The sequence below is a fragment of the candidate division TA06 bacterium B3_TA06 genome, assembly GCA_005223075.1.
Lineage (GTDB): Bacteria > Hydrothermota > Tepidihabitantia > B3-TA06 > B3-TA06 > B3-TA06.
This window is the reverse complement of sequence record NJBO01000001.1, coordinates 140886-166911: the sequence shown is the minus strand read 5'-3', so window position 1 is coordinate 166911 and position 26026 is coordinate 140886. Positions and strand designations below refer to the sequence as shown.

The following is a 26026-nucleotide window of genomic DNA, read 5'->3' as shown; positions in this document are numbered from 1 at the left end:
CAACCGTTAAGAGAAAAAGATATATCACCTTCCTCACTTTAGCGACAAGATTGCAACTGTCAAGCCTTGACTTCGCAGCTAAAGGGACTATTTTAAGATCATGAGAGCGATGCAACTGCAATCAACTGCCGGGATTGAAAAAGATCCCTTGAAGCTCGTTGATCTGGAGATTCCAGAACCCGAAGAAGGCCAGGTGCGGGTAAAGGTCTCTCGTTGCGGGGTCTGCCATACCGACCTGCACACGGTGGAAGGCGATCTTGCGCTGCCCCGGCTGCCGATCGTTCCAGGCCACGAGATAATCGGCAGGATAGATAAGGTAGGTGAAGGGGTATCTAGAGAACGCTTAGGCGAGCGCGTTGGCGTTCCGTGGCTCTACTCGACGTGTGGTGAGTGCTCCTTCTGCAGAGAAGGAAAAGAGAACCTCTGTGCGAATGCAAGATTTACAGGCTACCACGTTGACGGAGGCTATGCGGAGTACCTGGTGGTCCCTCAGGATTCTGCCTATCAGATACCTGAGGGTATAGGAGACGCCGAGGCCGCGCCGCTGATGTGCGGGGGTGTGATCGGATACCGTGCGCTGGTTCTATCGCGTGCAAAGGCGGGCCAGATACTTGGCCTTTACGGGTTCGGGAACTCTGCGCACGTAACCATGCAGGTAGCCAGATACTTAGGGATAAGGGTGTTCGTTTTTTCACGGACACCTGCCAACCGCAAGCTGGCAAAGCGTTTGGGCGCGGAGTGGACCGGAACCGCAGACGAGAAACCGACTGAGCCCCTCCACGCAGGCATAATCTTCGCACCTTCCGGCCCTCTTGTCCCCATAGCCTTGAAGCATCTGAGACCTCGCGGAACGCTTGCCCTTGCCGGGATTACCATGACCGACATCCCCAGCTTCCCCTACGAGCTGATCTACCGGGAGCGAGCACTGCGCTCGGTAGCCAACAGCACGCACGAGGACGTTCGCCAGCTCCTTGAGTACGCTGGCAAGATACCGATCAAAACTGAGGTTACGGAGTTTCCGTTAGAGGACGCGAACAAGGTGTTACGGGCGATGAAAGAGAGTAAAATTCAAGGCGGAGCGATTCTTCAATGCTTCTTTTGCGCTCCGCGCAAAAGATCGCAAAATTGAGGCTGTGGTTTTGTGAAGAGATCTGGCAGATTTAAGACAATAGAGGTTGACATCAACTTCTACAAGGAGAGGATATGTTTAAGAAGATATTGATAGCCACCGACGGTTCGGAAAACTCACTACGTGCGGCTGAGGTGGGAAGGGACATAGCTGCGTGCATGAACGCAGAGGTGACGTTAGTCTATGCAGCCTACGTTCCGGCAATGTATTCCGCTGACCTGGGGTCGGAGATAAGGGAGGCGCTGCGAGAGGAGGGTCGGCGCATACTTGGGGCCACCGCGAGGCTCTTTGATGGCTCGGGGTTAGAGCCTCGCCGAGAGCTTCTCTTCGACGAGAAGGCTGAAGACGGAATACTACGTCTGCTTAAAGAAAGAGATTATGATCTGGTAATCCTCGGTTCCCGTGGGCTTGATGCCCAAAAGCGCAAGGCACTGGGCAGTACCTCGATGCGTGTGATCGAGTCGGCGGTCTGCCCGGTTTTGATTGTACATTAACACACCTTGAAAAAGTTATCTCCCCTCCCTCGATGGGAGGGGGTAGGGGGAGGGTGGCGATCTCATATGTGGCACAATCTTGGGACTTACCTCTAGGTGTCAGTCACCCACCTATCCGAATTGAGGGTAATCTGAAGTCGCATATATTATCAAACGGCCTGGAGAGGCCGTTCTACATTCTTACGCACCCCACACGTCTGCTTCGCATACGCGCGGGGACCCCGAAGGGCACCCCTCTTTTCTGCGATCTTTTGGACGTAATCCAAAAGGAGCATTGAACTGTTTGACATTCCACAAACCGCTGCTATACTGAGGCCATGAACGCGAAGAAAGCCGAGCCCCAAAAAGAGAAAAACCACTTGAGGGCGCAAAAGCGCGTATCCGCAGAGCGGCTGCGGGCAAGGATGGAGGCGGAGAAGTTTTCCTTTGAAACGACAGACGAGATCGAACCCTTGCACGGCACGATAGGCCAGCAACGCGGGGTGCGCGCCATAAGATTTGCACTGGCCCACGGCACCCCTGGCTTCAACTGCTACGTGTCAGGGCCCTTGGGCACCGGCCGCATGACAACAACCATGTCCCTGGTGCGCCGCCGTGCAAGCGAAGAAAAAAAACCGCTTGACTGGGTTTATGTCTACAACTTCGAGAAACCGTCAGAACCGCTCTCCATAGGCTTAAAGAACGGCACGGCGCGTAACTTCGCCTCCTCGATGGACTCCTTCATCAAGGCCTGTCGAGAGCAGATCCCCAAGGTATTCGAAAGCGAGGAGTATGCCGAGGAACGCGTAAAGGTAACCGCTTCGTTCGAGCAACGCAAGGAGGCCGAGTTCAAGAAGCTCTCCGAGGAGGCGCAGAAACGCGGATTCGTTATAAAAAGAGGCCCCACAGGCCTCTTCCCAATCCCGGTTCGCGAAGGTAAGCCACTGGAGCAGGAGGAGTTCCAGGCACTGCCCGATGGAGAAAAGGAAAAAATCCAGAAGAAAGGCAAGGAGCTTACCAAGGTCATGGAGACCATTCTCGGGGAGGTACGCAGGATAGAAACCCAACAGATCGAGGCTCTTACCGAATACGACCGCAAGGTGGCCTATTACACGCTGGGGCTGCTCCTCGATCCCCTCATCGAGAAGCACAAGGACGAAGCCAGAATAAACCGCTACTTCAACTGGGTCAAGCGCGATGTGGTACGCCACATAGACCTCTTTAAGAAGACCGAGGATGCGGAGACTCAGGCTCGTCTTCGTGCGCTTCTTGAGCGGTATCGGGTAAACGTCTTCGTGGACAACTCCAATCTCAGCGGCTCCCCGGTGATCTTCGAGGACAACCCATCCTACTACAACCTCTTCGGTGCGATTGAGTACCGCAACGTCTCGGGGAACATGGTCACCGACTTCTCCAAGATCAAACCGGGCGCGGTGCACCGAGCCAACGGCGGATACCTGATCCTGCCCGCACGGGAGCTCCTCTCAGAACCATTTGCATGGGATGCGCTCAAGCGCACCCTACGTTCCAACGAGGCCAAGGTCGAAAACATCTCAGAAAAGGTCAGAGGTGCGATCATCGAGACCCTGCGCCCCACACCTATCCCGGTCGACTTCAAGGTGATACTTATAGGTTCTGCAAGGATATATGGACTGCTTCACGAGCTTGACGAGGATTTCCGGCGGCTGTTTAAGATCCGCGCTGACTTCGACGTGGATATGCCGCGCACACCTCAGAACGAGCTTGCCTACGCCCGTTTCATCTCGGCGCGGTGCAAATACGACGGCTTGCGTCCCTTTACCAAACAGGCGGTGGCCCGAATTATCGAACACGGCTCCCGTCTTGCAGAGGATCAGCAACGACTCTCCACCCGCTTCTCGCAGATAGCCGAACTTGCCAGCGAAGCAAGCTTCTGGGCAATGGACACCAACTCACCGGTGGTACGCGCAGAACACGTGGCAAAGGCGCTTGAGGAAAAGGTCTACCGCAGCCGCATGATTGAAGAAAAGATTCAAGACCTCATGCTGCGCGGCACCCTCTTAATTGATGTGGAGGGTGAAAAGGTAGGGCAAATCAACGGACTCACCGTCCTCTCCCTGGGCGACTACTCGTTCGGCAAGCCGGTAAAGATCACCGCGCGCACCTGGCTCGGTCGCAAGGGCGTTCTGCAGATCGAGCGTGAGACCCGGATGAGCGGCCCTATCCATAACAAAGGTGTTTTGATTATCACGGGCTTTTTGGGCGCCAAGTTCGCCGCCAAACACCCGCTGCCGCTCTCGGCAAGCCTGACCTTCGAGCAGCTCTACGACGAGGTGGAAGGCGACAGCGCATCGAGTGCCGAGCTTTATGCGCTCCTTTCAAGCCTGGCCCAGGTGCCTCTGACCCAGTCTGTGGCCGTAACCGGGTCGGTGAACCAGTTCGGCATAGTGCAGCCCATAGGCGGGGCCAACCAGAAGATCGAGGGGTTCTTCCACTTATGCAAGGCCAAGGGGCTCTCAGGCGAGCAGGGGGTGATGATTCCTGCATCGAACCTTCCAAACCTCATGCTGCGTGATGATGTGCGTGATGCGGTAAGCGAAGGTAAGTTCCACATCTACGCGGTATCCACTGTTGAGGAGGGGATCGAGATACTCTCCGGCCAGCCGGCCTCCAAGATCTTCGCAAAGGTGCAAAAACGCCTGACCCAGATGTTCGAGGTGCTTAAAGAAACAAAGGAGTAACCCGGGGCTAAAGGTATCATAGCTACCAGGCAAGCCGGAAGACCGTCCTGCTGCGATAATTAAACTACTCAAAAAGAGATGGGCGCGAAAGCGCCCCTTATCTTCACCCCAACCGAATACTTCGTATTCGGCCGGGGACCCCGAGACTATCAAGGAAACGTGTCATCGCGAGTAACCGAAGGGAACGTGGCGATCTAATATATCTGACGCGTGTTGATGTGAAGCGACCGTTGGCCGCCATCAAGGTGGATAGGCGGGTGAGAAACATCTAGAGATGAGTTCTCGGATTATGCCACATATGAGATTGCCCCATCTTCGTCGCCCTTCGGAGCTTCATCCGGCCCCGCACAAGCTCAACCGTCCTCGCAATGACAAACAAGGAAGTACCTAGTGTTACTAGTTTATTACTGACGGTTAAATCAGAAGAGCTAAACCTGTAGAAGTAAAGTCCGGAAGGCACGGCATCCGTAGAGCATAAAATCTCCCGTGCTCCTGAATTAACCGAACGCCTGTAAACCTCTCGACCCAAAGCATCGTAGATTACAAGCTGGCCGTGGATAAGTTCTTCTCCAGCACGTTGCCTGCAGGGTCGCGGAATGCCGCGTATATACCTTGAGAGAAATCCTCGCGGCTCTTCGCTTGCGTGGCTATCTTTAACCTCGCCTCTCCCAGTTCGCGGAACTTCACCCTGTCTGACATTGGGCACCTCCTTCTTGTCTTTCATTCCCTACCGCATATTCCCCAGCCCCATTATCTGTCTACGGCCCATCCTGTCAAGCCAAGGAGAGATAATCGGCCCCGTATCGAATCCACCAGCGCAGCATGGGGATACCGAGAAAAATCACCAGGATGAGGATCACAATCAATAAAAAGATGAGAATGAACTTCAACATGTAGCGACGCACTTCTTTAGCGGTTGGGTTCTCGGAGCGAAACAGGACAAGTGAGCAGTTGCGGCATCTTCGTGCCGCTATCCAGCGGACCAGGAACCTTGGATACAAAAGCCGTTCGAACTTCCCGAACCATCTTTTTTCCTTGTACCAAAAGAGCATCCCGTGGGTATAGAAGCCGCTGTTGTAGATCCATCCTCTCTCAAGTCCTTTACCACATCTTGGACACCTCTCTATCCCCTCCAAAAGGTCTTGGTTATGCTTTGTGGCTATAGCAATGTTATACCTCCTCACCTGGAGCGGTGTTGAAATATATAACGTTGCCGTCCGGGTCATGAATAACGGCGCCTGCCGAGTCGTCCTCCTCGATGCGGGTGTCCTCGGCGAAGGTAAGACCTTGTGCCTTGAGCGCTGTGGCGATCTTGAACACGTCTCCTCCACGGAAGTTCAGCATGTTGCTTTTGATATGCCCTTGATACAGCGCCAGGGTGCAGTCGTGGTGCTTTATCACAGCAAAGCCCGCTTCGATATCGCTGTCGATCACCTCGAATCCCAGCTTCTCGTAGAACTCCAGGGATTTGGCAAGATCGGCAACGTTCAGGCAGAATTCGAACCTGCCCAGGATAAGGTTTTCTTCGTTACTCATGAGGTTCCTTGGTCGTCTACACTGCCTCCGAATTCAAGCAGTTCGTGCACGTTGCCGGATGGGTCGCGGATGGCGGCGTAGATGCCGGCAGGGCAGGGCTGCGGTTTATCGTGGATGAACTCCACGCCCTTGGCCTTAAGATCGGCCATTACCTTGCGCAGATCGTCTACCTGGATGTTGACAAGCGTCTGGGCAACGTTGGGATAGTCGATTTTGAAGGGTTTATCCACTTTGTAGAGGAGAACCGACGGGCCTTCATGATCCAAAAGTACGATGTCAGGGTAGTACTCCTTACCCTTGATACTAAACCCCAGCTTCGAGCAGTAGAAATCGATAGCCGCATCCATGTCGGACACGTTGAACTGGATAACGCAGATTTTGGGCATCTTTCCTCCTTTAAGTTCTTTCCACCATCTCGATGCAGTCTTCCGGGCACACGTCAAGGCACAGCCCGCACCCGTAACACCCGTACCCCTTCGGGGCATTTCCATAATTGGTTGAACCGTCTTTAAGGAAATAACACCCCTCCTGATTAATTGCCAGTTTCCCATCAATCATCTTACGCGCCTTGAAGTAGCATACCTCCACACAGTCGCCGCACTGGGTACAGGTCTCCATGTCGGTCTGCTGCATGAAGCGGCCCTTATCGCAGACCTCTTCGGGGTTCTTGAAGTAGCCGCAGCAGTCGTCGCAGCAGAAGCAGATACCGTCAGTTACGGTCTTATCTTCCGGATTACGAAAAGGTCGGGTCACGAGATATTTTTCTTCGGCTTCCTTGAATATGCCTTCTACGAACTCTTTGGAAACCTCGTGAAGCCCGGAACCAGAACCCTGATCATACTCCGAAAAGATAAGACAGACGTCAATACGGGATCTCCTACATCCCGGGCCGCCTTCCCGGCAACCGCAGTTGGACACCCAGAACTTATCATGTTGGGCTGTCAGCTTTCGGGCCTCATCACGGGTGCAAACATAATGGAGAGTAGGCTCTTGTTCGTTCATGGTTTCCTCCTTATGTGCGCGGCACCATTTCTATACAGTCGGCAGGACATACGTCAAGGCACAATCCACAGCCAGCGCACCCGTAACACCCCTCCGGATTAATTACTAGTTTCCCATCGATCATCTTACGCGCCTTGAAGTAGCAGACATCCACGCAGTCGCCGCACTGAGTGCATGCTTCCATGTCGGTTTGCTCGATGTATTTTCCCGGGTCGCAGCCCCACTCGTCACCTTTGAAGTAGGCGCAGCAGTCGTCGCAGCAGAAGCAGATGCCCTGGTCCCGGGTGCGGTCTTTATCGTATCTGAAGGGACGGGTGACCAGGTGCTTTTCTGCCGCTTCTTTTAAGATATCTTCGACGAAGGCACGGTCGACTTCTTTCCAGTCAGACCCTGTGCCCTGCATCTCTTGATCGTCGAAGAACAGACAGAGGTCCATCCGGGAGCGTTTGCACCCCGGTCCGCCCTCACGGCACCCGCAGTTGGAGACCCAGAATCGGTCGTGGGCATCAATTATCGCCCGCCCCTCTTTCCTCGTGGCTATGTAGTGGAAGGAAGGTTCTTGTTCATCTGTTTTATGCATCTTGCCTCCTAATCAATTCTTTGGCTTTGGTATGTCCATGGCGCAGCGGAAGCCTATGTAGGGCGAGACTTCGGAAGTGTTAGCGCCACGACGGCTGTAAGTGCTCATCCACTCCTTCTCGTCGGCGTAACTTCCCCCGCGGTAGACCTTTTCGGTGCCGGCCTGGGGACCTTTGGGATTAAGCGTATCCGCCGGATCATAAGGCGCGTACCAGTCCGCCACCCACTCCGAAACGTTGCCTGCGAGGTTGAAGCATGCGTAATTGTTGACCCCCTTAGGGAAGGCGTCTACAGGAGCGGTCTCCTTATACCTGTCGCGCTTAGACCAGTTGCAGTATCTGCTATTCCACCGGTTGCCCCAGGGATAGGGACGGCGACTTAATGAACCTCCGCTCCTTGCAGCAAGCTCCCACTCCGCTTCCGTTGGGAGTCGTCTGCCTTTCCATTTAGCGTAAGCCTGGGCTCCATACCATGTAACGTAACGGACAGGGTAGCTCTCATACCCTTCTTTAACCTGATACTTACCATCCACCATGTCTATTTCGGGATCATTTGTATCATCGAACCAGTATGAACCGCCTTCCTCCTGGTTGCCTGCAGCGTTCAGGAACTCACAGAATTGCCTGTTGCTGACCTCGTGGCGTTCGATGCAAAAATCGTCTACCTTGATCTTGATGGCGGGGGAGGAGGTAGTATCCAGAGCGTTTCCTAGCAGGAAGAAGTCCTTCCCGTAGATATGAGCTATCTCGGAAGGGATTATGAATAGGGGCCAGTAGCGGCCAACGTTCTCTAAGAACTCCTTGCCGGTGATGACCAGCTCGGAGTCTATGTCCAGGCCTGAGAGGCGCTCAAGTATAGCGATGGCGTTTTGCTGGCTTTTATCTTCCGTCTCTAGGAACTCGGCAAGGAACCGGGCGATGATTAAGGAATCCCCGGATTTATCCACCACCTTTGCCCAGAAGTAAGGCGCGATGTCATAACCCTTAAAACTTACGTTCCATCCGCCCAAAGGTTTTGCAATGGTAGCCGTTGTCCAGGTCCTAAGGTCGTAAACCCTCTCAGGGTTTTTGTAGAAGCTTCCGCCTCTATCTAAAAGAGACCTAGGGTAAAACCGCTTGCATATCTCGAAGGCGATGTAGTTTGCGATGCCGTCGCCGATCCAGCGGTTGGTTGAGTCTTGGTAGGCTCCGTAGCACTCTTCTATACCCCCTTCTACCCACTCGTGGGGGAAAGTGCCGTACACCCTCGCGCTGTCAGGTTCAAAAGACGTGCACATCCCTCCGACGCTTACACCCACATAAAAACTATCTCTCATAATGATCGAAAGCGGCTTTAATCTCATGTGGGTAAGGCTGTCTATAACCCTCTCGCCCTTCTTAAGTTCCGCCATGAGCTGCCGCGCCTCCTCCTCGTGTCCTTCGGGGTAGTGCACCTCTATCATGCCGGACTTTAACACAAGAAGCCCTTCGCCGGTCACCACATCCATCTTCTTGACCCCAAACCACATTAATAAAAGCTCAAGGATTTCGGCAGCTCCGGATGCATGCAAGGACCCACTAACTTGCACGATCGGCTCTATCGGCTCATCGGAATATGCCACGAAGTTGACCTTGGAGTAGTTCCTTGCTCGCGGCACCCAGAAAAGCACTTCTCCCTTATCGTTTGAGAAGCCCTCGAATCTCGTGGATTTGTGGGTGAGCACGCACAGAACGCCTGGCTTGTGTTCGTATAGGGTGTCGTAGAATCGGAACATAAGAGGCAGGCTGTCGCCGGCGGCAAAATGCGAGAGGGCCTCAAGGTTCTCTTTTACCTCAAGAGAAAGCGAGGTTGTCTCAGGGTAAAGAAATGTAGGTGTTGTTACCTCCATATCCGCTGAAGCAACGTTGGCGGCCAACAAGAGAAGGGTTACACCTACCAGGACCCATTTGCCGAATCCCCTTTTTTGCTTTAGCGGTCCCATGATCTCCTCCTTTGCTTTAATAAAAGACGTATATGATTAAAGAAAGTTCCGAACCAACTCTACACTTTTAGCAACCGACTACGTCTGGATCGGCCTCCTTCTAAATTATGTTTATTTTGTCTGACTATACACAACTTCCGATTTGGTGTCAAGTTGCAGGGGGGACGCACGCGTCGCCTCTGCATATTCTTAACGGTCAGTGTCCGGTTGCTTCCAGTATATTTCCGTCCGGGTCAAGGAACTGGAAGGCAAAAACCCCGTCTCCTACCTCCTCAGGCGCATCGTTCAGGATTTCTACACCCGCCGCCTTGAGCGCGTCGAACGTCTTCTGAGCCGACTTATCGGTCTCGAGGAAAAAACTCAAATGGGTACCCTTGTTATCTACCGGATTGGGTTTATGACCGGCCTCAAGGTAGATATTGATATTGCCTGATTTGGAGATAAGGAAACAGAGGGTAGGACCGAGATCCACCCTGACATCGAAACCGAGGGTCCCGGTGTAGAACCTCCTGGCCCGCTCCATGTCCGAAACGTACACCGCGATGGTGTGAATGCTTTTGAACATAGTCTCCTCCTTAATTCTTTATCCAGCACTATACTAGCAAGGATGACGCTGTCAAGTATATGTTTCTTGACTTCCAATTCCCGAAGCCTATACTCACCGGGAATTTGAAACCTGAATCGGAGGACGTACGTGAAGAAAACAACGCAGCTGAAAAAGATGATTAACGAGCGCCGCGCGGTGGTTGCACCGGGCTGTTACGACGTACTTTCGGCCAAACTGATCGAGGAGGCCGGGTTCGAACTTACCCAGGTTTCCGGTTTCGGCGTATCTGCGTGCCTTTTAGGCAAACCTGACGTGGGGCTGCTCGGCTGGAACGAAGTGGTCAACATCACCTGGCGGATAGCCCAGGCGGTTAGCATCCCGGTGATGGGAGACGGCGACACCGGGTTTGGCAACGCGCTGAACGTGATCCGCACCGTCCAGGATTTCATCCAGGTAGGTGCGGCAGGGGTCAATCTGGAGGATCAGGTATTCCCCAAACGCTGCGGACACATGGAGGGTAAGCAGCTGGTATCCGAGGAGGAGATGGTCTTAAAGATCGAGGCGGCGGTCCAGGTCCGCAAGGACCTTGATCCTGACTTCGTAATAAACGCCCGCACCGACGCCATCGCTGTAACCGGCTACGAGGACGCCATCCATCGCGCCAACGCCTATGCCAGGGCGGGCGCGGACATGATATTCCTCGAGGCGCCAACCGACAAGGAGATGATCAGAGATGCTGTCTCCAAGATCAATGCGCCGCTATCCATAAATCTGTTTGATTCCGTCGTTGGCGGCAAGACCCCGCTTATCCCTATCGAGGAGCTTAGAGAACTGGGCGTTGCCCGTGTTTCCGTTCCCGTGGGAACCATATTTGTGGTTACCAAGTGGCTGCGCGAGTACTTATCCGTGCTCAAAGAACGCGGCATCATGCCCGACCGCACCGATCTCTTATGCACGTTCGATGAGTTCAAGCGGTTCGTTGGTCTGCCAGAATACAAGGAACTGGAAAAGCGCTTCCTGCCTAAATCGGTGGTTGAGCAGAAGTATAAAGGTAAGTAGGAGTCATCATGGGAATGACGAGTCCGCTGACCCTTGCCGAAAAGATTCTAGCAAAGAAGTCAGGCAAAGATACCGTTTCCGCCGGTGAGATCGTGCAGGCCAAGGTGGACGTTGCCATGTCGCACGAGAACGGCCGCATGGTCAAGAAATCCTTCGAGAAGATCGGTGTAGAAAAAGTGTGGGACCCGGACAGGATCGTCATCATCTTCGATCACCGGGTGCCGGCAGAATCGGAGCGCACCGCCATCGGACAGAAGGAGCTTCGCGAGTTCGTAAAGGCCCAGGGTATCAAGAATTTTTACGACATCAACGTTGGAGTCTGCCATCAAGTACTCGTGGAGGAGGGGTTCTCCCGCCCGGGCATCCTCCTCGTGGGAACCGACTCCCACACCACCACCGCCGGAGCTCTGAGTGCGTTTGCCACCGGCATCGGCGCTACCGAGATGGCCGCTGTATGGGCCACAGGAGAGCTCTGGCTTCTTGTTCCCGAGACCCTGAAGATTGTCGTCGAGGGCAAGCTGCCTCGTGGTGTTTACGCCAAGGACGTGATTCTCAACATCATAGGCACCATCGGTGCCGACGGCGCCGACTACAAGGCGATGGAGTACTCCGGGGATACCATATCCTCCATGTCCATCGCCTCCCGCATGGTTATCTCCAACCTGGCCATGGAGGCCGGAGCCAAGGTAGCGTTCATCATTCCGGATAAGGTTACCGAGTCCTACGTTAAGACCCGTGCCAAGGGTCCCTACGAGATGATTACCCCTGATCCTGATGCCACTTACCTGTCTGAGCACACCTTCGACGTATCCGACCTGGAACCCCAGCTTGCCTGCCCCCATCAGGTGGATAACGTCGAGGGCATCTCAGAAGTCCGAGGCGCCAAGATCAACCAGGCGGTGATCGGTTCGTGCACCAACGGCAGGCTGGAGGATTTACGCGAGGCGGCCCGAATCCTTAAAGGTAAAAATGTCCACCCTGAAGTCCGCCTGCTGGTTGTTCCCGCTTCGTGGAGCATCTACCGCGAAGCGCTCAAGCGGGGAATCATCGAAACCCTGATAGACGCTGGCGCGGTAATAGTCAACGCCGGATGCGGACCCTGTCTGGGCGCTCATCAGGGATGCCTTGCTCCGGGTGAGGCGGCGGTAACATCAACCAACCGCAACTTCCAGGGCCGAATGGGCTCGGCTGATGCGTTCCTGTATCTGGCGTCGCCTGCTACCGTGGCAGCGTCGGCAATCGAGGGCAAACTGGCTGACCCCCGCAGATATCTGGAGGCGTAACATGGAACCTGTTAAAGGAAAAGCATGGATATTCCCGGACGACGTGAACACCGACGTTATCTACCCTGGTCGCTACATGTCCATAACCGACGCCGAGGAGACCCCCAAGTATCTGTTCGAGACGGTCTACCCTGACTTCCGCCAAAAGGCCAAGCCGGGGGACGTGATCGTTGCCGGCAAATACTTCGGCTGCGGCTCCTCCCGCGAGCAGGCGGCCACCGCCATCCGCTACTTCGGCATCGCCTGCGTGGTTGCCTCTTCGTTTGCCCGCATCTTCTACCGCAACGCCATCAACCTCGGTCTGCCTATCGCTGTGGTGCCCGGCATCCGCGAGCATGTTGAGGAAGGGGATGAGATCACGGTTGACCTTGCTCAAGGCAAGTTGAAGAACCTTACTACGGGCAAGGGACTATCGTTTGAGCCATTGCCTCGCTTCATCCTCGATCTCATCGGGCAGGGCGGATTGATCCCGGCGACACGCAAGAAACTAGGATTGGGATAGGACTTTAACCGCAGATTACGCCGATTTCACGGATTGTTCTATTCGAATTGATCTGTGTCCATCTGTGTAATCTGTGGTTTTATTTGTTCCCCTTTGGAACGGTGGGGTGAAAGGGAAGGTTCTTTAACCGCAGATTACGCCGATTTCACGGATTGGGTTAATCTATTTCTATTCTACGTTAGTCTGTGTAATCTGTGGTTTTTCTTTTGAGTTGATAAACCTTTTGTATTCGAGAGAGGGAGCGGCGAAATTGAGGAGGATTCCTAGTTCCAATCCGGTTGCTTTGAGATAATTAATTACTTGAGCTTCTTCGATCTTCCCCAAATGGGATACGGTCTTGAGCTCAACAATGATTGAATCGTAACAAATGAAGTCGGCACGATAAGAAGTGTTGAGTTGCTGATTTTTATAGAATACGGGTAATTCAACTTCACGCTTAAATGGAATGCCTCTGGCTGTAAATTCTGTCGCAAGGGCCTCCTGATAGACTGCTTCGAGAAAACCATTTCCTAACTGGCGATGAACTTCCATTGCCGCACCGATTATATCGTAGGTTCTCTTGTCCTTTATCACCATTCACTTCTTATTCAGATTAATCTGAGTAATCTGCGAACGCCTATGGCGAGAACGACTTCTCAGGAGTTCTCATCTGCGGTTTCATCTCTACCATTCCTCGTAGGTGACTCGGAAATCGCTGAACTCGTGGGTGGGTTTTTGCCATTCCACATCCACCCTGGTAACGCGCGCAGATGAAGGTCCAATTCTCAGTTCCTCAAGAAACGCATTAAGAGCGTCCCTTGGTCCTTCAGCAACCGTCTCCACCCGCTCGTATCCAAGGTTACGAACCCAGCCGGTTAAGTTCAGCCTTTGCGCCAGTCTAACCGTGAAGTAGCGAAAATTCACACCCTGAACAACCCCGCAGACCACTGTATGCACTCTGGCATCACTCACCGAGCACCTCCTTGATTCGTTCGATTGCATCGGCTGGATCCTTGACCATCTTTACCCCTGATATATCCCATGTCCCTATCCCGAACACCGGCTTCTTGCGGGCGAGTGCTAAGGCGATCTCTGACAGCGTTCCGTACTTGCCGTCAACCGCTACCAGTGCATCTGCCGAATGAACGATGATGATGTTGCGTCCCTCGCCCATGCCCGTAACAATCGTATGGGTAAGGTATGGATTGGCCTTTGAGGCGTTTGAGTCCGGCAGCACGCCTATAGTCACTCCACCTGCCTTGATCGCTCCCTTACACGCCGCCTCCATCACACCGCCGCGTCCACCGCAGATTAACGTCCAACCCTGTTCAGCGATCAGTCGTCCCAACTCCTCGGCAATCCGGGCGACCTTATCTCTGCAGAACCTGCCGCCTATCACCCCTATCTGGATGTTGCGGCTCTCTTCCATAAATCTACTCCCCGAACTCCAGGTAACCTATGTATGGCAGATGCCGGAAACGCTCGTCCCAGTCCAACCCGTAACCGACAACGAACTTGTTGGGAACGGTGAAACCCAGGTAGTCTATATGAACCGCCACTTCCCTGCGCTCGGGCTTGTCCAGCAGTGAGCACACGGCGATGGAAGAAGGTTCACGTTCCTTTAATCGATTTACGATGTTGGCAAGTGTGTGGCCGGTGTCTACGATGTCCTCTATCAAGATCACATGGCGACCTCTAATTGGGGTGGAAAGATCGGTCAGGAGGCGCACCTCACCCGAGGACTCGGTCCCTGATCCGTAGCTTGATACCCGGATGAAGTCGCACTGATGTGGGATGGTCATCGCCCGCGTAAGATCTGCCAGAAACATCCACGCCCCCTTGAGGATTCCAACCAGCAACGGATTCTTGCCTGCATAGTCCTCGGTGATTTCCGCACCAAGCTCCGCCACTCGGTCGGCGATCTCCTCCGCAGTGAAAAGCGGGATTATTTGAGGGTCTCTCTCCATCGTGAAATCGGGGCGAGTGGATTTGAACCACCGGCCTCTTGGTCCCGAACCAAGCGCGCTAACCATGCTGCGCTACGCCCCGCAATCCCGTAACACCGTAACACCGTAACACCGAATTATACGATGCCTGCGAGAAGTTGTCAACAGCAAAATTTTGTGGCCTTGACATCTCTCGCAATCCGTATATGATTTTCTGAATCAAGGAGGCGCTGTGCGTCACTCAATAGTTCTGAGGATAGTAGTGGGAGCGGTGATCTTGGCCTTGTTGATTCCTTTAGGAATAAGCGCAGCGGAAGATGCAATCGAAACCAACGAGTTCATCATCAAGGCCCCGGATTCCGAGGCGCTTCAGGCGTTTGTTGAGGAGAACGGTCTTAGCGTTGGCCCTTTGATTACCTATCCCAACCCGTCTGAAGAGGTGCTGGAGTTATTCGGGTGCTACTACATCGTGACCTTCCCTGAAGAACTGCAAGAGGTTCAGGATAGTTTAGTTGAAGAGTTGGAGGGTCTTGAAGGGGTGGAGTATGTGGATTCCATCCCCACCAGAGAGGTTGAACCTGACATTGAGGAGGAAACCGAAAGCTACTTCTTCATGCCGGATTCGTTTTCTGAGCCATACACCCCAAACGACCCTTTATATAATCAGCAGTGGAACATGAGAATAACAAAAACCAACTGGGCTTGGAACGTCTCGACCGCCGATGGAGTTAAGGTTGGAATTATTGACACAGGAATTGATACTGATCATGAAGATTTAGTTGATAATATAAATTTTGAGTTTAGTTATAATTTTTATAATAATAACATAAATATAGAAGATGGAAATGGGCATGGAACCCATGTTTCTGGAATTGCAGGAGCAAAAATAGATAATAATAAAGGAATTGCTGGTGTTGCTGGAAATTGTCTGATCATACCTTTAAGAGTATCTAACAATAGCGGGGCTATAAAGACTAGTTGGGTAATAAATGCTGTTTATTATGCCGCAGATAATAATATCCCAATAATTAATATAAGTTTAGGGAGTTATAATTTTTCGGAGGAATATAAAACTGCAACAGATTATGCTTGGGAAAATGGTGTTTTTTTATGTGCTGTAGCAGGAAATGAAAACACTAACGATAAACTTTATCCAGCAGCTTATGAACATGTTATGAGCATAGGTGCTACAACTTCTTCAGATTCAAGATGGTCAAAATCAAATTATGGATCAAGTGTTGATATTTATGCCCCAGGAGCAAATGTTTTAACAACTGAGGAAGATGGAACTTATGCAACACATTCTGGGACCTCAGATGCAACACCACATGTGGCTGGACTTGCTGCATTAATTTGGGATGTTCATCCTGATTGGATAAATCAACAAATCTGGGATCGGATATTAAATTCAGCTGACACAATCCAAATCGATAAGGGAAAAGTTTTAAGAATGAACTCGATGAGGGCGCTGGGCATTGACTCTGTCAGCATCGCCGAACCCGTAACACCCGTAACACCCGTAACGCACCTATCTAGCTGGCAGATCACTTCATCGGTCGGACGCCAAATCACCCTGCGATATTCCGATTACCCCCAAGGCTTCTCAGCTTCGGTCTTCGATGCCACAGGCCGCAAGGTTGACGAACTGCACTCAGACCAGCCGTCTGGCACCATCGAGTGGGGTGAGTGTTACGGGCCTGGGGTGTATTTCATCAGGGACGCAGAAAGCTCAACTACCCAAAAGGCGGTGCTGGTTCGTTGATCCCCCTGTATCCTCATTGATACTGCTTTGCCCCCCTTCTGAAGGGGGGTGCCCGAAGGGCGGGGGGATTTAAGGGAGGTGGCCGCTCCTAAGAGTGGTCGGAGGGATCAAAATAATTCCTCCCCCTTCCCCCGTCAACTCTGCGAGTTGCCGACCCCTTCCACAAGGGAAGGGGAACTTGCGACGATTGAGATTTCCCCCTCCCCGGTGGACAGTGTGCCCCTTGGGGTGCTAACTTTACTGCACCCCATAGGATAGGGGGATAAAGGGGGCGGGGGAATGTAGAACGGCCTCTTCAGGCCGTTTAATATCTCCATCCTAAGGTAGGGGCACGGCATGCCGTGCCCCTACAGATAATTTGTGAGTTGTAATCGAAGGTGGACAAGATCGTATGGGCTGACGTTCACAACTTTCGGTTGTGCGCTTCGCGTAATGTCGGCCCGCCGACCTTCTTCATTTAAAAATTCCCCCTCCTCGGTGGAGGGGGATTAAGGGGGCGGGGATTTACCCCAAAACACCTCAAAAAACCCCAAAATCGCCCCATTTTTGTCCAACTTTTGTCCAACTTTTGTCCATCTTTTGACCATCTTTTGACCATCTTTTGTCCAGCTTTTTTGCGACGAGTTGCACTCAAACCTGACGTCCGGCACCATCACCTGGCCAGTAACACACCATGACTTCTCACCTGGAGTTTACTTCCTCAGGGTTGAGTCCGAAACGTCAGCATCCCTTCAAAAGGGCATTTTGATCCGTTAGAGTTGTGGTTATGGTATGTTCCGGGGGGTTGACTCCATCGCAGCTTTCCCTATAGTCTCTCTGTTGTAACCAAGGAGGAACGTTGCAGGTTCTGGTGTTGTATCACTCGAGAACGGGTAATACCAAGAAGCTGGCCGAGGCGATTGCCAAAGGAGTAGAGGAGGTCGAGGGTGTTGACGCCGTCCTTAAGTCTACCCAGGAGGTAACCAGGGAGGATTTCCTTGAATCTGACGGGGTAATCGCTGGTTCACCAGTTTACTTCGGAACCATGGCCGCCGAACTCAAAAAGGTGTTCGACGATTTCGTGGGCATCCGCCGCCAGATGGAAGGGGAAATAGGCGCTGCGTTCGCCACCTCGGGCGCCACCTCCGGCGGCAAGGAGACAACCATCATATCTATCATCCAGGCGATGCTGATCTACGGCATGATTATCGCAGGCGATCCAATGGATGCCACCGGTCACTACGGCACCTCGTGCAAGGGTGTCCCTGATGAGCTAACCCTTGCCAACGGTGCCAAGTTGGGCAAAAGGGTCGCTGAGCTTTGCAAGAAGCTGCGAGGATAAACGGATCGTCATCGTCTGTTCAAAAGTTGGTGTTGATTCGATAATATGTCATTGCGAGATTTTGCGAAGCAAAATCGTGGCAATCTCATAGCAGAAAGAAAAAATATTAAACGGCCTCTCCAGGCCGTTTAATATTAAAGCACAGGCTGGAGAGCCTGTGCCACGTTCGCGCGGATGCAAAGCAGACGGGTAGGGTAAATGATCAGGGTTGAGGCCGAAATGTCATCATCCGCCCGTGGCACTCACAAGTTTATCCTGCTAGGGTAGGGGTTGTATCAACAAAATCTCGCCCTCCCACGTCAGGTAATGGCTTGCAAATAGAGGGGATCACGATACCCTTAGGAATAATCAACAACATTCGCAAGGAGGTCTCTTGGACGATAAACAAGCACTACCCCAAGTAAACGCTTCGCGTTTCCTCGGAGACCCCGATCAATATAGAAGTAAGCAATTAAATAAAATCGTTTCTAAAGGGAGGGACGTTTGGATGATAGAGAGGTAGGAAGGTACTGGGAGGAGAACGCCGAGACCTGGACAAAACTATCACGCATGGGAATGGACGTAACCAGGGATAATCTAAACACACCGGCCTTTCTTTCCATCCTTCCTGACATCAGGGGCTTAACCGGCCTGGATATCGGCTGCGGCGAAGGGCACAATACGAGAATCCTTGCCTCGCTCGGGTCGAAGATGACGGGTATAGATATCTCCAAAACCTTTATTCGACATGCGAAGGAGAAGGAAGAAGAAGAATCCCTGGGTGTCCTCTACCAGACGGCCAATGCTGCAGAGCTGCCTTTTGAGGATCAGCACTTCGACTTCGTCGCCGCGTTCATGAGCCTGATGGATATGGCCGATCCGCAGCGTGCGATCAAGGAGGCCTACCGCGTCCTGAAGCCTGACGGATTCTTCCAGTTCTCCATCATCCACCCCTGTTTTACAAGCCCGCCAAGCAAGTGGGTTGAAGACCAAAAGGGCAAACATATAGCCCGCCAGTGCTGGGGCTACTTCAAGGAGGGGTTCGTGGAGATCGAGGAGTGGATCTTTTTCTTAACACCACCTGAGCTGAAGAAAAAACTTAAAAAATTCCGCGTGCCTCGGTTCCACTTTACCTTTGCGAGCTGGCTGAATCATCTGATTAATACCGGCTTTATCATCGAACGTCTCCACGAGCCGGTTGCGTCGGATGAGATGGTGAAGCGCTGCCCATTCCTTGCCGATACCAGGATTATTGCCCAGTACCTCATCGTGCGCTGCCGCAAACCTGAGGCTTAATTACTGCATTCTAGCGGTAACAGCATCATGGCAAGAAAAACCGGTTAGATCATGATGTTAACACTCAAGAACTATCTTGAGATTAACAGTTAAGCCCAGTTATAGTTAAGCAACTTGACAATTAGTGAAATTTACCTATAATCAGGGTATGAACCACAGGCTGATCGTGACAAAAATGGGGAGAGGGAAGGTTATCCTTAATTAGGGAAAGGAGTGAGAATATGAAGGTCTTACTGACAGGTGCCTTCGGCAATATAGGGTCAAATACCCTTCGAGAGTTGATTAAACAGGGTCACCAGGTTACCTGTCTTGATCTCAAGAACAAGGCTACATTAAGGTCCGCCAAGAGATTCAAGGATAAGGTCAAACTGCTGTGGGGCGACGTGCGCAACCGGGAGGATATTGCAGTTGCCCTCAAGGATCAAGATGTTGTCATTCACCTTGCGGCAATCATCCCACCACGCAGCGAGATGGAACCTCAACTGGCCGAGGATACTAACATCGGTGGAACCAGGAACCTTATTGAGGCACTCAAGGGCCTTGCCGATCCGCCCAGGCTGATATTTACCTCCTCGGTTTCGGTCTTTGGAAGGAAGTTTAACGAGCCCCCTCCTCGACGCGTGGGTGAATCCTTGCAGCCCTCGGACAATTACAGCCGGCACAAGATCATCTGCGAGGAGATGATTACCCAATCCGGGCTTGAATGGTCAATACTCAGATGTCCGGCCATGCCTTCATTGCAGGACATGGGGTTAGACCCCATCATGTTCAAGATCTCGCTCGATACACGCATCGAGTTCCTCGATCCACGCGACGCCGGCCTGGCACTGGCAAACGCGGCCTCGTCAGAGAAGGTCTGGGGTAAGATTCTGCTTCTGGGCGGAGGTCCCGATTGCCAGTTTTCATACTGCGACTACGTAGGAAAGACCCTGGAAGCGGTCGGCATCGGCAGATTGCCATGCGAGGCGTTCGGTCCCGAACCGTTCTACACCGACTGGATGGATTCTGAAGAAACCCAGCGCATACTCCAATATCAGCGACACTCCCTTGACGACTACCTCGAGACATTCAAGGCCAACCTTGGCTTCAAGCGCCACCTTATAAGCCTCCTTCGCCCCCTTGTCCGCCGGGCAATACTCAAACACTCGCCCTACCTTCCGCCCGGCACCGAATGGGGCCGAAAGCGTCCCTCATACTGGCAGGATAAAGTGGCGCTCGTTACCGGCGCTTCCAGCGGCATAGGCGAATCAACCGCACGATGCCTGGCCGCCAAAGGACTCAAGGTCGCACTGGTGGCGCGCCGCAAACAAAAGCTCGAAGAGATCGCCTCCCAGATCCGCTCCGCAGGTAGCCAGGCCATGGTCATCTCAGCCGACCTTACCAATGAGGACGAGCGGCTGCGCGTAATCGAAGAGATCAGGAATGCCTGGGGAAAGATAGACGTGCTCATAAACAACGCAGGATTCGCATGGTACGGATACGGCGCCGACATGCCCTGGGACGTGGCCTCGAAGATGATCGAGCTCAACGTTCGCTCCCTCGTCCACCTTACGCTTCTCGTGATCCGCCGGATGCGTTCCTACAACTCGGGGCACATCATAAACGTGGGCTCGATTGCTGGCAGCTTCCCTCAGCAGGGTGTGATGCTTTACAGCGCAACCAAGTCTTTTATAGACAGCTTCACCACCTCGCTTTACCGGGAGATGCGTGGCACCAACGTTAACGTAAGCGTCATCAAGCCGGGTGCGGTGGCTACCGAGCTTTTCAGGGTCGCTGAGAGGCAGCCCGGGGGCTTCCGCGTTCCGGCAGAGAGCCTGGCGGTCAGCCCTGACAGCGTAGCGGTGCGCATCTGGGGTGTTTTGAACCGCCCGCGCAGGCTCGCGTATGTCCCCAGGTTCCTGTGGGTTGTGCCATGGGTTGAGCTTGCCTTTGGCTGGTTTATAGATCTTCTGGGGCCGCTGCTCCTGCGCCGCAGTCTTCACCCTGTCAAGACCGCCCTTAAATAATACCCCATGAACTCACTTCGCGAGTTCGCAGGGACCTCGGCAAGCAGGGAACACGGAAGGCGGAGATGACGAACATGAAGCCATGGATGCCTGAAGCAGAGGATATAAAGGACGCGCTGGACTCCACAGGCTGGAGCACCTGACGGGGTACGTTGAGCCAGTGCCACATCTTATTATGCGATCTTTTTCCGCTTGCGGAAAAAGGAGCATTCCTATCGGGGTCCCCACGGAGATGCGAAGCAGCTTCGTGGGGTTAAAAAAGTCGGGGAGGGGGGATTCGAACCCCCGATCTCCTGCTCCCAAAGCAGGCGCGTTGAACCGGACTACGCTACTCCCCGTCCGTAACACACATCTCCTAAGAGGTGGTGCTGATTCAATTATAACCTTCGATTGACAGGAGTCAATCCGTCAAAGTAGGGGCACGGTATGCCTGGTGCCTTCAGTGGAGCGGTCACCGATAATTCCCCCTCCCTTGATGGGAGGGGGTAAGGTGGAGGGTGATTCATGCTCCTTTTGCCTTACCGACAAAAGATCGCAATAAAGAAAAGAACTAATCCTCGTTTGGAGCTCACGCGACGCGATGAAGCTACAACGTAGGGTGTAATTCACCCCCCCCTCTACCAGACGGTGGCACTCCGCCCCGTCAAAGGGGAGGCACTACCACCTCTTTAAAATGTCCGTTGGGATAATTACCTTGGAGGTTTAAAAGGCTTCAGGTTTTAAGACTTCTGAGATACTCGGCCAGCTTGCCGATCGCCTTTACCCGGTGGCTTATTCGATTCTTGATCACGAGCCCCAGCTCGGCGTTGGTCTGCGAGAAACCCTTAGGTATAAATATGGGATCGTAGCCGAACCCCTCGGTCCCCCTTAGCTCGAACCCGATCCAACCCTCAAGCACACCCTCGAACGTTTTCACCCCCTTCCCATCTATAAGAGCGATGGTAGCCCTGAACCTTGCGGTTCGTTCGTACAGCGGCACATCCTTAAGCTCTTTGAGCAACATCCTGCACTTTTCAGGATAAGAAGTTTTCTCTCCACCGTATCTTGCCGATAAGGGCCCTGGTCTTGTGCCCAAAGCATCCACCTCCAACCCTGAATCCTCGCCGCAGATAAGGCCTTCAAACTGATCCCGGTAGGCTCTGGCTTTGGCAAGTGCATTTTCTGCGTAGTTTGTGCCTTCTTTTACCTCTTTTAGGGGAAGAGAAAGCTCGTGTGGGGCCACAACATCTGCAACCCCACAGAGCACCTTCTTAAACTCTCGCAGCTTGCCCTCGTTGCCCGTTGCAACAAGCAGCTTACTGGGCATTGACCTCCGTCTGGACGATCCAGGCGTCGCCGTAGCCAAGGTTCTTTGCCTTCTCGCGCAGGATCTCGACGTCGGAGCGGTTCTTGTAGTCGCCCACACGTACCTTGTAGTAGGGGACGTCGTATTCGACGTAGACCCGCTCGGTGAACTTGAAACGCGCTTCGCTGGCGACCTTGTTGGCACCTTCGTTGGTGCTTGAGGCAAAGATCTGTACCCGGTAGCCGGGCACTGTAGCTGCACTCGGGGTAATCCCCTTAGTCGTGTCCCCGGTCTGCTCCATCTCGTAGAGGGAGTAGTCCTGACCAGGAGAGACCACCTTCGTGGTTTTACGCGGAGTACAGCCCACAAATCCTAACCCTAACACAACGGCCACCAGAGCCACTGCAATCAAACGCTTCATCTTTGCTCCTCCTAGGGTTTCAGCGGAGTCCGCCGTGCAAGGAGTTTCTTGACATCGGCGGCCCGATCCTTTGCACATACAAGCACTGTATCTTTAGCTTTCACAACTACAAGATCGCGTACGCCCAACAGAGCTACCTCGCCCTGGGGGGTGTAGACGATACATCCTTCGCTTTCCAATACTATAAGTTTACCAATCCTAGTGTTTTTGTCAAGTCCTTGAGGTAGGTGACGTTCCAGAGCGCTCCACGAGCCGACGTCGTCCCAGCGGAATCTTGCAGGCAAAACAGCCACGTTTTCGGCCTTTTCCATGACGGCATAATCAACAGACGTCGCCTCTAACCTGGCGTAGGAGCTTTTTGTCGGTTCCCTGGATCGCTTCGCAAGAAGAGCCTTATATATCTGGGGATGATGCTTGCAGAACGCCTCAATGATGGCCTCAACCTTCCAGGTAAACATCCCGGAGTTCCAGAAGAAGTTACCCGACTTCACGTAACGATTAGCCGTCTTCTTATCAGGTTTCTCCCTGAAACGCTTAACCTTAAACCCCCGTTGGCCTAATGGTGTGTTACGGTCAATCTCGATATACCCGTAGCCCGTTTCGGGTCTTGAGGGCGGGATGCCGAAGGTCACAAGATATCCTTTTTCTGCGAGCCTGGAAGCAGTCTTGAGGTCGGCAAGGAAGGTCTTGCGGGGGGAGATCAGATGGTCGGCGGGCAGCACTGCCATGATAGCGTCCGGCTTATGGCGCAGGGCGCGTGCGGCAAGTGCTATGGCCAGTGCGGTATTGCGTCCCTCGGGTTCGACGATTATGTTCTTGTGCTTAACTCCTTTAATTTCGTCACTTAAGAGATCAACCAGGTGGTGTGGGAGCACGAAGTGCATTCGATCCATCGGCACAAGTGGTCTGATGCGCTCCACTGTATCAGCCACCATGGTTTTATCCGAGAATATCCGCAGGAACTGCTTGGGGCGCTGTGGCGTACTTGCGGGCCAGAATCGCTCGCCCTTGCCGCCTACCAGAAGAACAGCATGGATGGCAGGTGATTTAGGTGGCATAAAGATTCCTCCTGTAGCTCTGTATTAGGTGTGTTACTATTCGCTCCATACCCATTTCAGGCGCGCGTTGATGGAGCCGATGGTCATAACTGTTCTGATTAACGCAGGATAGAGGTTCTCGTCGTTCGTAAGATAGAAGATAAGGTTCCCTCCTGAGCCAAAGCTGCCCTTGCCTCGAACGTCGGGCACAAGCTTGGTGCAGACAAAGCTCCCGGTTGGTGAGGCTTGCGATCGCACCGCAACATCTTTCACCGCCTTGACCGTTGCTTGCTCGGTTATCCGGTCCGCGTGCAGGACAACGTCGCGTTCCTCGCCCACTGCCAGGGAGTTCAGTCTGAAGTAATAGTAGATCGAGACCACATCCAGGGTGCCGGGCAGGAGCGGGTAGGAGGAGCCGTCCTCGTAGCAGATGCGCTGACCCTCCCAGTCGAAACGCACCCTTATTACGGTATCATAGTTGGTCTCGTGCATGCGCTTCTCGAAGTAGAGCACCTTGAATGAATCGCGGGTTACGTATGAGTAGAAGGTATCGTTGATTGTAAAAAGCCAGGCAAGGCTCTCAAGCGAATTCAGGACCGAGCGGAGAGAGTAGCAGGGCTGTCCTTCGAAGGTGGCCTCGTAGAAGAAAAGCTCCATCTGGCCCGCGTATATGGGCCCCAGGTGAACGTCGTAGGTCAGCACCTCCTTGTGAGGCAGTGACGCCAAATATATAAATAAGAGTAACTTCATCGTCCACTCCTAGTCTAAGAAGAAATACCGTGATGTCAACGATTTTATTCCGTGGAATAAGACGTATCCGGGGTTCTAAAAGGTTTCGCTACTCAGCCTTATACACCGTATCCCGCCCGTTGTAGAAGTACAGGAGACGGTAGTCAGTACCATCATGATACTGGGGGCTAGATTGCCAATAGTATTCTCCTTGGGTTATAGTTCCAATCCGCTTTACCCTTGATTCAAATACACTGTGGCAGGTTACAGGCATATTTTTTGTTTCGGCTGAAATGCGTTGATTAGAGTTAAAGCGATAGCCTCCATTATACCCACCAGTTACTAAACACATAGTATCGTTTCGAATGGTTATCCTGTTCGAGCCGTAGTTGCTCTCATAAGGTTCAGGTTTTGATATGCTGACAGAGCCAAACCAATAACTAAAATAAGAGCCAGTGTGAATTCGGATGCTATCTTGCCATATTCGAGGTTCGATACAGTAGAACCAGTCAGGGCCAAATACTAAAGTATCTCCTTCCCATGTAGAATCTGTTATTCCAAGAGTTGTTGTGTCATAATTATCCCATTCCAATCCTGTAGTATCTTCTGGGGAATCAGGGTCTCTATACCCATAGTGATGCTTTTCATAGCACCACTCATACCCTCGCCCGAACGGGAAGTAGGTGGTGTCGAGGTCTACAGGCTTGTTCAAGATAAATGTACGGCTATTGCACCAGAATAACTCATCCAATTTTGAGAGGTTAGCTACAGCCCATAAGTAAATTCCGTTCTCCAATGTATCGAACATCTCGATTGACATTGTATAGGTTGTGTCTTCGAGTGTATCCTGGAGAATGGTGGTTGAGCCGGTGGAAATACGAATCACGCAGCTTTTCGCCAGAGAGTCAAAACCCCAGATGAAAGTGGGGGGATTTGTCTCAAACACTGCACTATCCTCAGGCGAGATCAGGATGGGAGGCGAAGGTTCGCCTGGTTTCTGTACCACAAAACTGCGCCACTCGCTCCAGACGTACGATGTATCGCCATTTTCAGTCCACATGCTGGCTACGTGCCAGTAGTAGGTGATGTTGTTGAGTAAATCAAAGGCCTCCTGAGGCATAGTTACGGTGGTATCGGCAAGCTCATCCGAGAAAGGCATCGACCCGATGAGATCACCTAGATCGGGTGGGGTTTCATCGACTATAATTGCGTAGCCTTCCGCGTACTCTTCCGAGCTCCAGATGAATGTGGGCGGGATCATATCGAACACCTCGCCATCTTGGGGGGAGATCAACTTGGGTGCGTCAGGCTCCATGCTGCACCCTATTATCAGTACCACCCCTAAAAGGATAACGCTAAGCTTTAGATGTTTCATACATCACCTCCACCCAAATAATAGGCCTGTATGGAGTTTTGTCAAGGGTAAGATGTAGAGTATACAAGAGAATGGAATGAACTACCGGCCAGTTTACCGT

The 26026-nt window shown here is 52.7% G+C and carries 26 protein-coding genes and 2 tRNA genes; 10 read left to right on the top strand and 18 right to left on the bottom strand.

The window, feature by feature from the left end:
• Positions 1–100: 100 nt before the first annotated feature.
• The 3 genes from CEE36_00825 (at position 101) to CEE36_00815 (ending at position 4322) form a co-directional block, all read left to right on the top strand.
• Complete coding sequence (locus CEE36_00825) at positions 101–1129, top strand: alcohol dehydrogenase (GenBank protein ID TKJ44315.1); 1029 nt, start codon at positions 101–103, stop codon at positions 1127–1129.
• 74 nt (positions 1130–1203) lie between these two features.
• Positions 1204–1623, top strand: coding sequence for a hypothetical protein (locus CEE36_00820; protein ID TKJ44314.1), 420 nt, complete (start codon positions 1204–1206; stop codon positions 1621–1623).
• A 317-nt stretch (positions 1624–1940) separates the two neighbouring features.
• Positions 1941–4322, top strand: coding sequence for an ATP-dependent protease (locus CEE36_00815; GenBank protein TKJ44313.1), 2382 nt, complete (start codon positions 1941–1943; stop codon positions 4320–4322).
• A 773-nt stretch (positions 4323–5095) separates the two neighbouring features.
• Here CEE36_00815 and CEE36_00810 read toward each other — a convergent pair.
• The 7 genes from CEE36_00810 to CEE36_00780 all read right to left on the bottom strand — a co-directional run bounded on the left by CEE36_00810 (position 5096) and on the right by CEE36_00780 (position 9964).
• A complete protein-coding gene (locus CEE36_00810) occupies positions 5096–5506 on the bottom strand; it encodes a hypothetical protein (GenBank protein ID TKJ44312.1) in 411 nt (136 codons plus the stop codon).
• Entirely contained in the window at positions 5493–5858 is a 366-nt protein-coding gene (locus tag CEE36_00805; protein ID TKJ44311.1) for a hypothetical protein, read from the bottom strand. Before CEE36_00805 ends, CEE36_00810 begins: the two co-directional genes overlap by 14 nt.
• Positions 5855–6244 (bottom strand): glyoxalase, encoded by a 390-nt coding sequence (locus CEE36_00800; protein ID TKJ44310.1) that lies wholly within the window; start codon positions 6242–6244, stop codon positions 5855–5857. Before CEE36_00800 ends, CEE36_00805 begins: the two co-directional genes overlap by 4 nt.
• 10 nt (positions 6245–6254) lie before the next feature.
• Positions 6255–6860: a hypothetical protein gene (locus CEE36_00795; protein ID TKJ44309.1), complete on the bottom strand. Its 606-nt coding sequence runs from the start codon at positions 6858–6860 to the stop codon at positions 6255–6257.
• 10 nt (positions 6861–6870) lie between these two features.
• Positions 6871–7440, bottom strand: a complete 570-nt coding sequence (locus CEE36_00790) for a hypothetical protein (GenBank protein TKJ44308.1) — start codon at positions 7438–7440, stop codon at positions 6871–6873.
• Positions 7441–7452: 12 nt separating this feature from the next.
• Entirely contained in the window at positions 7453–9399 is a 1947-nt protein-coding gene (locus tag CEE36_00785; protein ID TKJ44307.1) for a hypothetical protein, read from the bottom strand.
• Positions 9400–9595: 196 nt separating this feature from the next.
• Positions 9596–9964, bottom strand: a complete 369-nt coding sequence (locus CEE36_00780; protein TKJ44306.1) for a hypothetical protein — start codon at positions 9962–9964, stop codon at positions 9596–9598.
• 129 nt (positions 9965–10093) lie between these two features.
• On the opposite strand from CEE36_00780, the gene CEE36_00775 reads away from it, so the two are divergent.
• From CEE36_00775 to CEE36_00765, 3 genes are read left to right on the top strand one after another with little or no spacing between them, the layout of a single operon-like run.
• Positions 10094–11005: a carboxyvinyl-carboxyphosphonate phosphorylmutase gene (locus tag CEE36_00775; GenBank protein TKJ44305.1), complete on the top strand. Its 912-nt coding sequence runs from the start codon at positions 10094–10096 to the stop codon at positions 11003–11005.
• A gap of 8 nt (positions 11006–11013) precedes the next feature.
• Entirely contained in the window at positions 11014–12288 is a 1275-nt protein-coding gene (locus tag CEE36_00770) for a 3-isopropylmalate dehydratase large subunit (protein TKJ44304.1), read from the top strand.
• A gap of 1 nt (position 12289) precedes the next feature.
• Entirely contained in the window at positions 12290–12790 is a 501-nt protein-coding gene (locus CEE36_00765; GenBank protein ID TKJ44303.1) for a 3-isopropylmalate dehydratase, read from the top strand.
• A 168-nt stretch (positions 12791–12958) separates the two neighbouring features.
• On the opposite strand, the gene CEE36_00760 is transcribed toward CEE36_00765, so the two are convergent.
• The 5 genes from CEE36_00760 to CEE36_00740 form a co-directional block, all read right to left on the bottom strand.
• On the bottom strand, positions 12959–13366 hold the full coding sequence (locus CEE36_00760; protein ID TKJ44302.1) for a GxxExxY protein: 408 nt from the start codon (positions 13364–13366) through the stop codon (positions 12959–12961).
• Between the two features lie 87 nt (positions 13367–13453).
• Positions 13454–13771 carry an acylphosphatase gene (locus tag CEE36_00755; GenBank protein TKJ44301.1) on the bottom strand — a complete coding sequence of 106 codons (318 nt, stop codon included), beginning with the start codon at positions 13769–13771 and terminating at the stop codon, positions 13454–13456.
• Complete coding sequence (locus CEE36_00750; protein ID TKJ44457.1) at positions 13734–14180, bottom strand: TIGR00725 family protein; 447 nt, start codon at positions 14178–14180, stop codon at positions 13734–13736. The genes CEE36_00755 and CEE36_00750 overlap by 38 nt, the downstream gene beginning before the upstream one ends.
• A 22-nt stretch (positions 14181–14202) precedes the next feature.
• A complete protein-coding gene (gene hpt, locus CEE36_00745; GenBank protein ID TKJ44300.1) occupies positions 14203–14736 on the bottom strand; it encodes a hypoxanthine phosphoribosyltransferase in 534 nt (177 codons plus the stop codon).
• Between the two features lie 7 nt (positions 14737–14743).
• Positions 14744–14818, bottom strand: a tRNA-Pro gene (locus tag CEE36_00740).
• 129 nt (positions 14819–14947) lie between these two features.
• Between CEE36_00740 and CEE36_00735 the strand changes: the two genes are divergently transcribed.
• The 4 genes from CEE36_00735 to CEE36_00720 all read left to right on the top strand — a co-directional run bounded on the left by CEE36_00735 (position 14948) and on the right by CEE36_00720 (position 21079).
• A complete protein-coding gene (locus tag CEE36_00735; protein ID TKJ44299.1) occupies positions 14948–16477 on the top strand; it encodes a hypothetical protein in 1530 nt (509 codons plus the stop codon).
• Positions 16478–17315: 838 nt separating this feature from the next.
• Positions 17316–17798 (top strand): flavodoxin, encoded by a 483-nt coding sequence (locus tag CEE36_00730; GenBank protein ID TKJ44298.1) that lies wholly within the window; start codon positions 17316–17318, stop codon positions 17796–17798.
• 483 nt (positions 17799–18281) lie between these two features.
• A complete protein-coding gene (locus CEE36_00725) occupies positions 18282–19073 on the top strand; it encodes an SAM-dependent methyltransferase (GenBank protein TKJ44297.1) in 792 nt (263 codons plus the stop codon).
• Between the two features lie 221 nt (positions 19074–19294).
• A complete protein-coding gene (locus CEE36_00720; GenBank protein ID TKJ44296.1) occupies positions 19295–21079 on the top strand; it encodes a hypothetical protein in 1785 nt (594 codons plus the stop codon).
• A 262-nt stretch (positions 21080–21341) separates the two neighbouring features.
• On the opposite strand, the gene CEE36_00715 is transcribed toward CEE36_00720, so the two are convergent.
• From CEE36_00715 to CEE36_00690, 6 genes are all read right to left on the bottom strand, one after another.
• Positions 21342–21417 (bottom strand) — tRNA-Pro (locus CEE36_00715).
• Positions 21418–21791: 374 nt separating this feature from the next.
• Entirely contained in the window at positions 21792–22385 is a 594-nt protein-coding gene (gene rdgB, locus CEE36_00710) for a non-canonical purine NTP pyrophosphatase, RdgB/HAM1 family (GenBank protein TKJ44295.1), read from the bottom strand.
• Positions 22375–22863 (bottom strand): hypothetical protein, encoded by a 489-nt coding sequence (locus CEE36_00705; protein TKJ44294.1) that lies wholly within the window; start codon positions 22861–22863, stop codon positions 22375–22377. Before CEE36_00705 ends, rdgB begins: the two co-directional genes overlap by 11 nt.
• Positions 22797–23843, bottom strand: a complete 1047-nt coding sequence (locus CEE36_00700) for a mannose-1-phosphate guanylyltransferase (GenBank protein ID TKJ44293.1) — start codon at positions 23841–23843, stop codon at positions 22797–22799. Before CEE36_00700 ends, CEE36_00705 begins: the two co-directional genes overlap by 67 nt.
• Before the next feature lie 36 nt (positions 23844–23879).
• Positions 23880–24572 (bottom strand): hypothetical protein, encoded by a 693-nt coding sequence (locus tag CEE36_00695; GenBank protein ID TKJ44292.1) that lies wholly within the window; start codon positions 24570–24572, stop codon positions 23880–23882.
• Between the two features lie 88 nt (positions 24573–24660).
• Positions 24661–25926 (bottom strand): hypothetical protein, encoded by a 1266-nt coding sequence (locus CEE36_00690; GenBank protein ID TKJ44291.1) that lies wholly within the window; start codon positions 25924–25926, stop codon positions 24661–24663.
• Between the last annotated feature and the right edge of the window lie 100 nt (positions 25927–26026).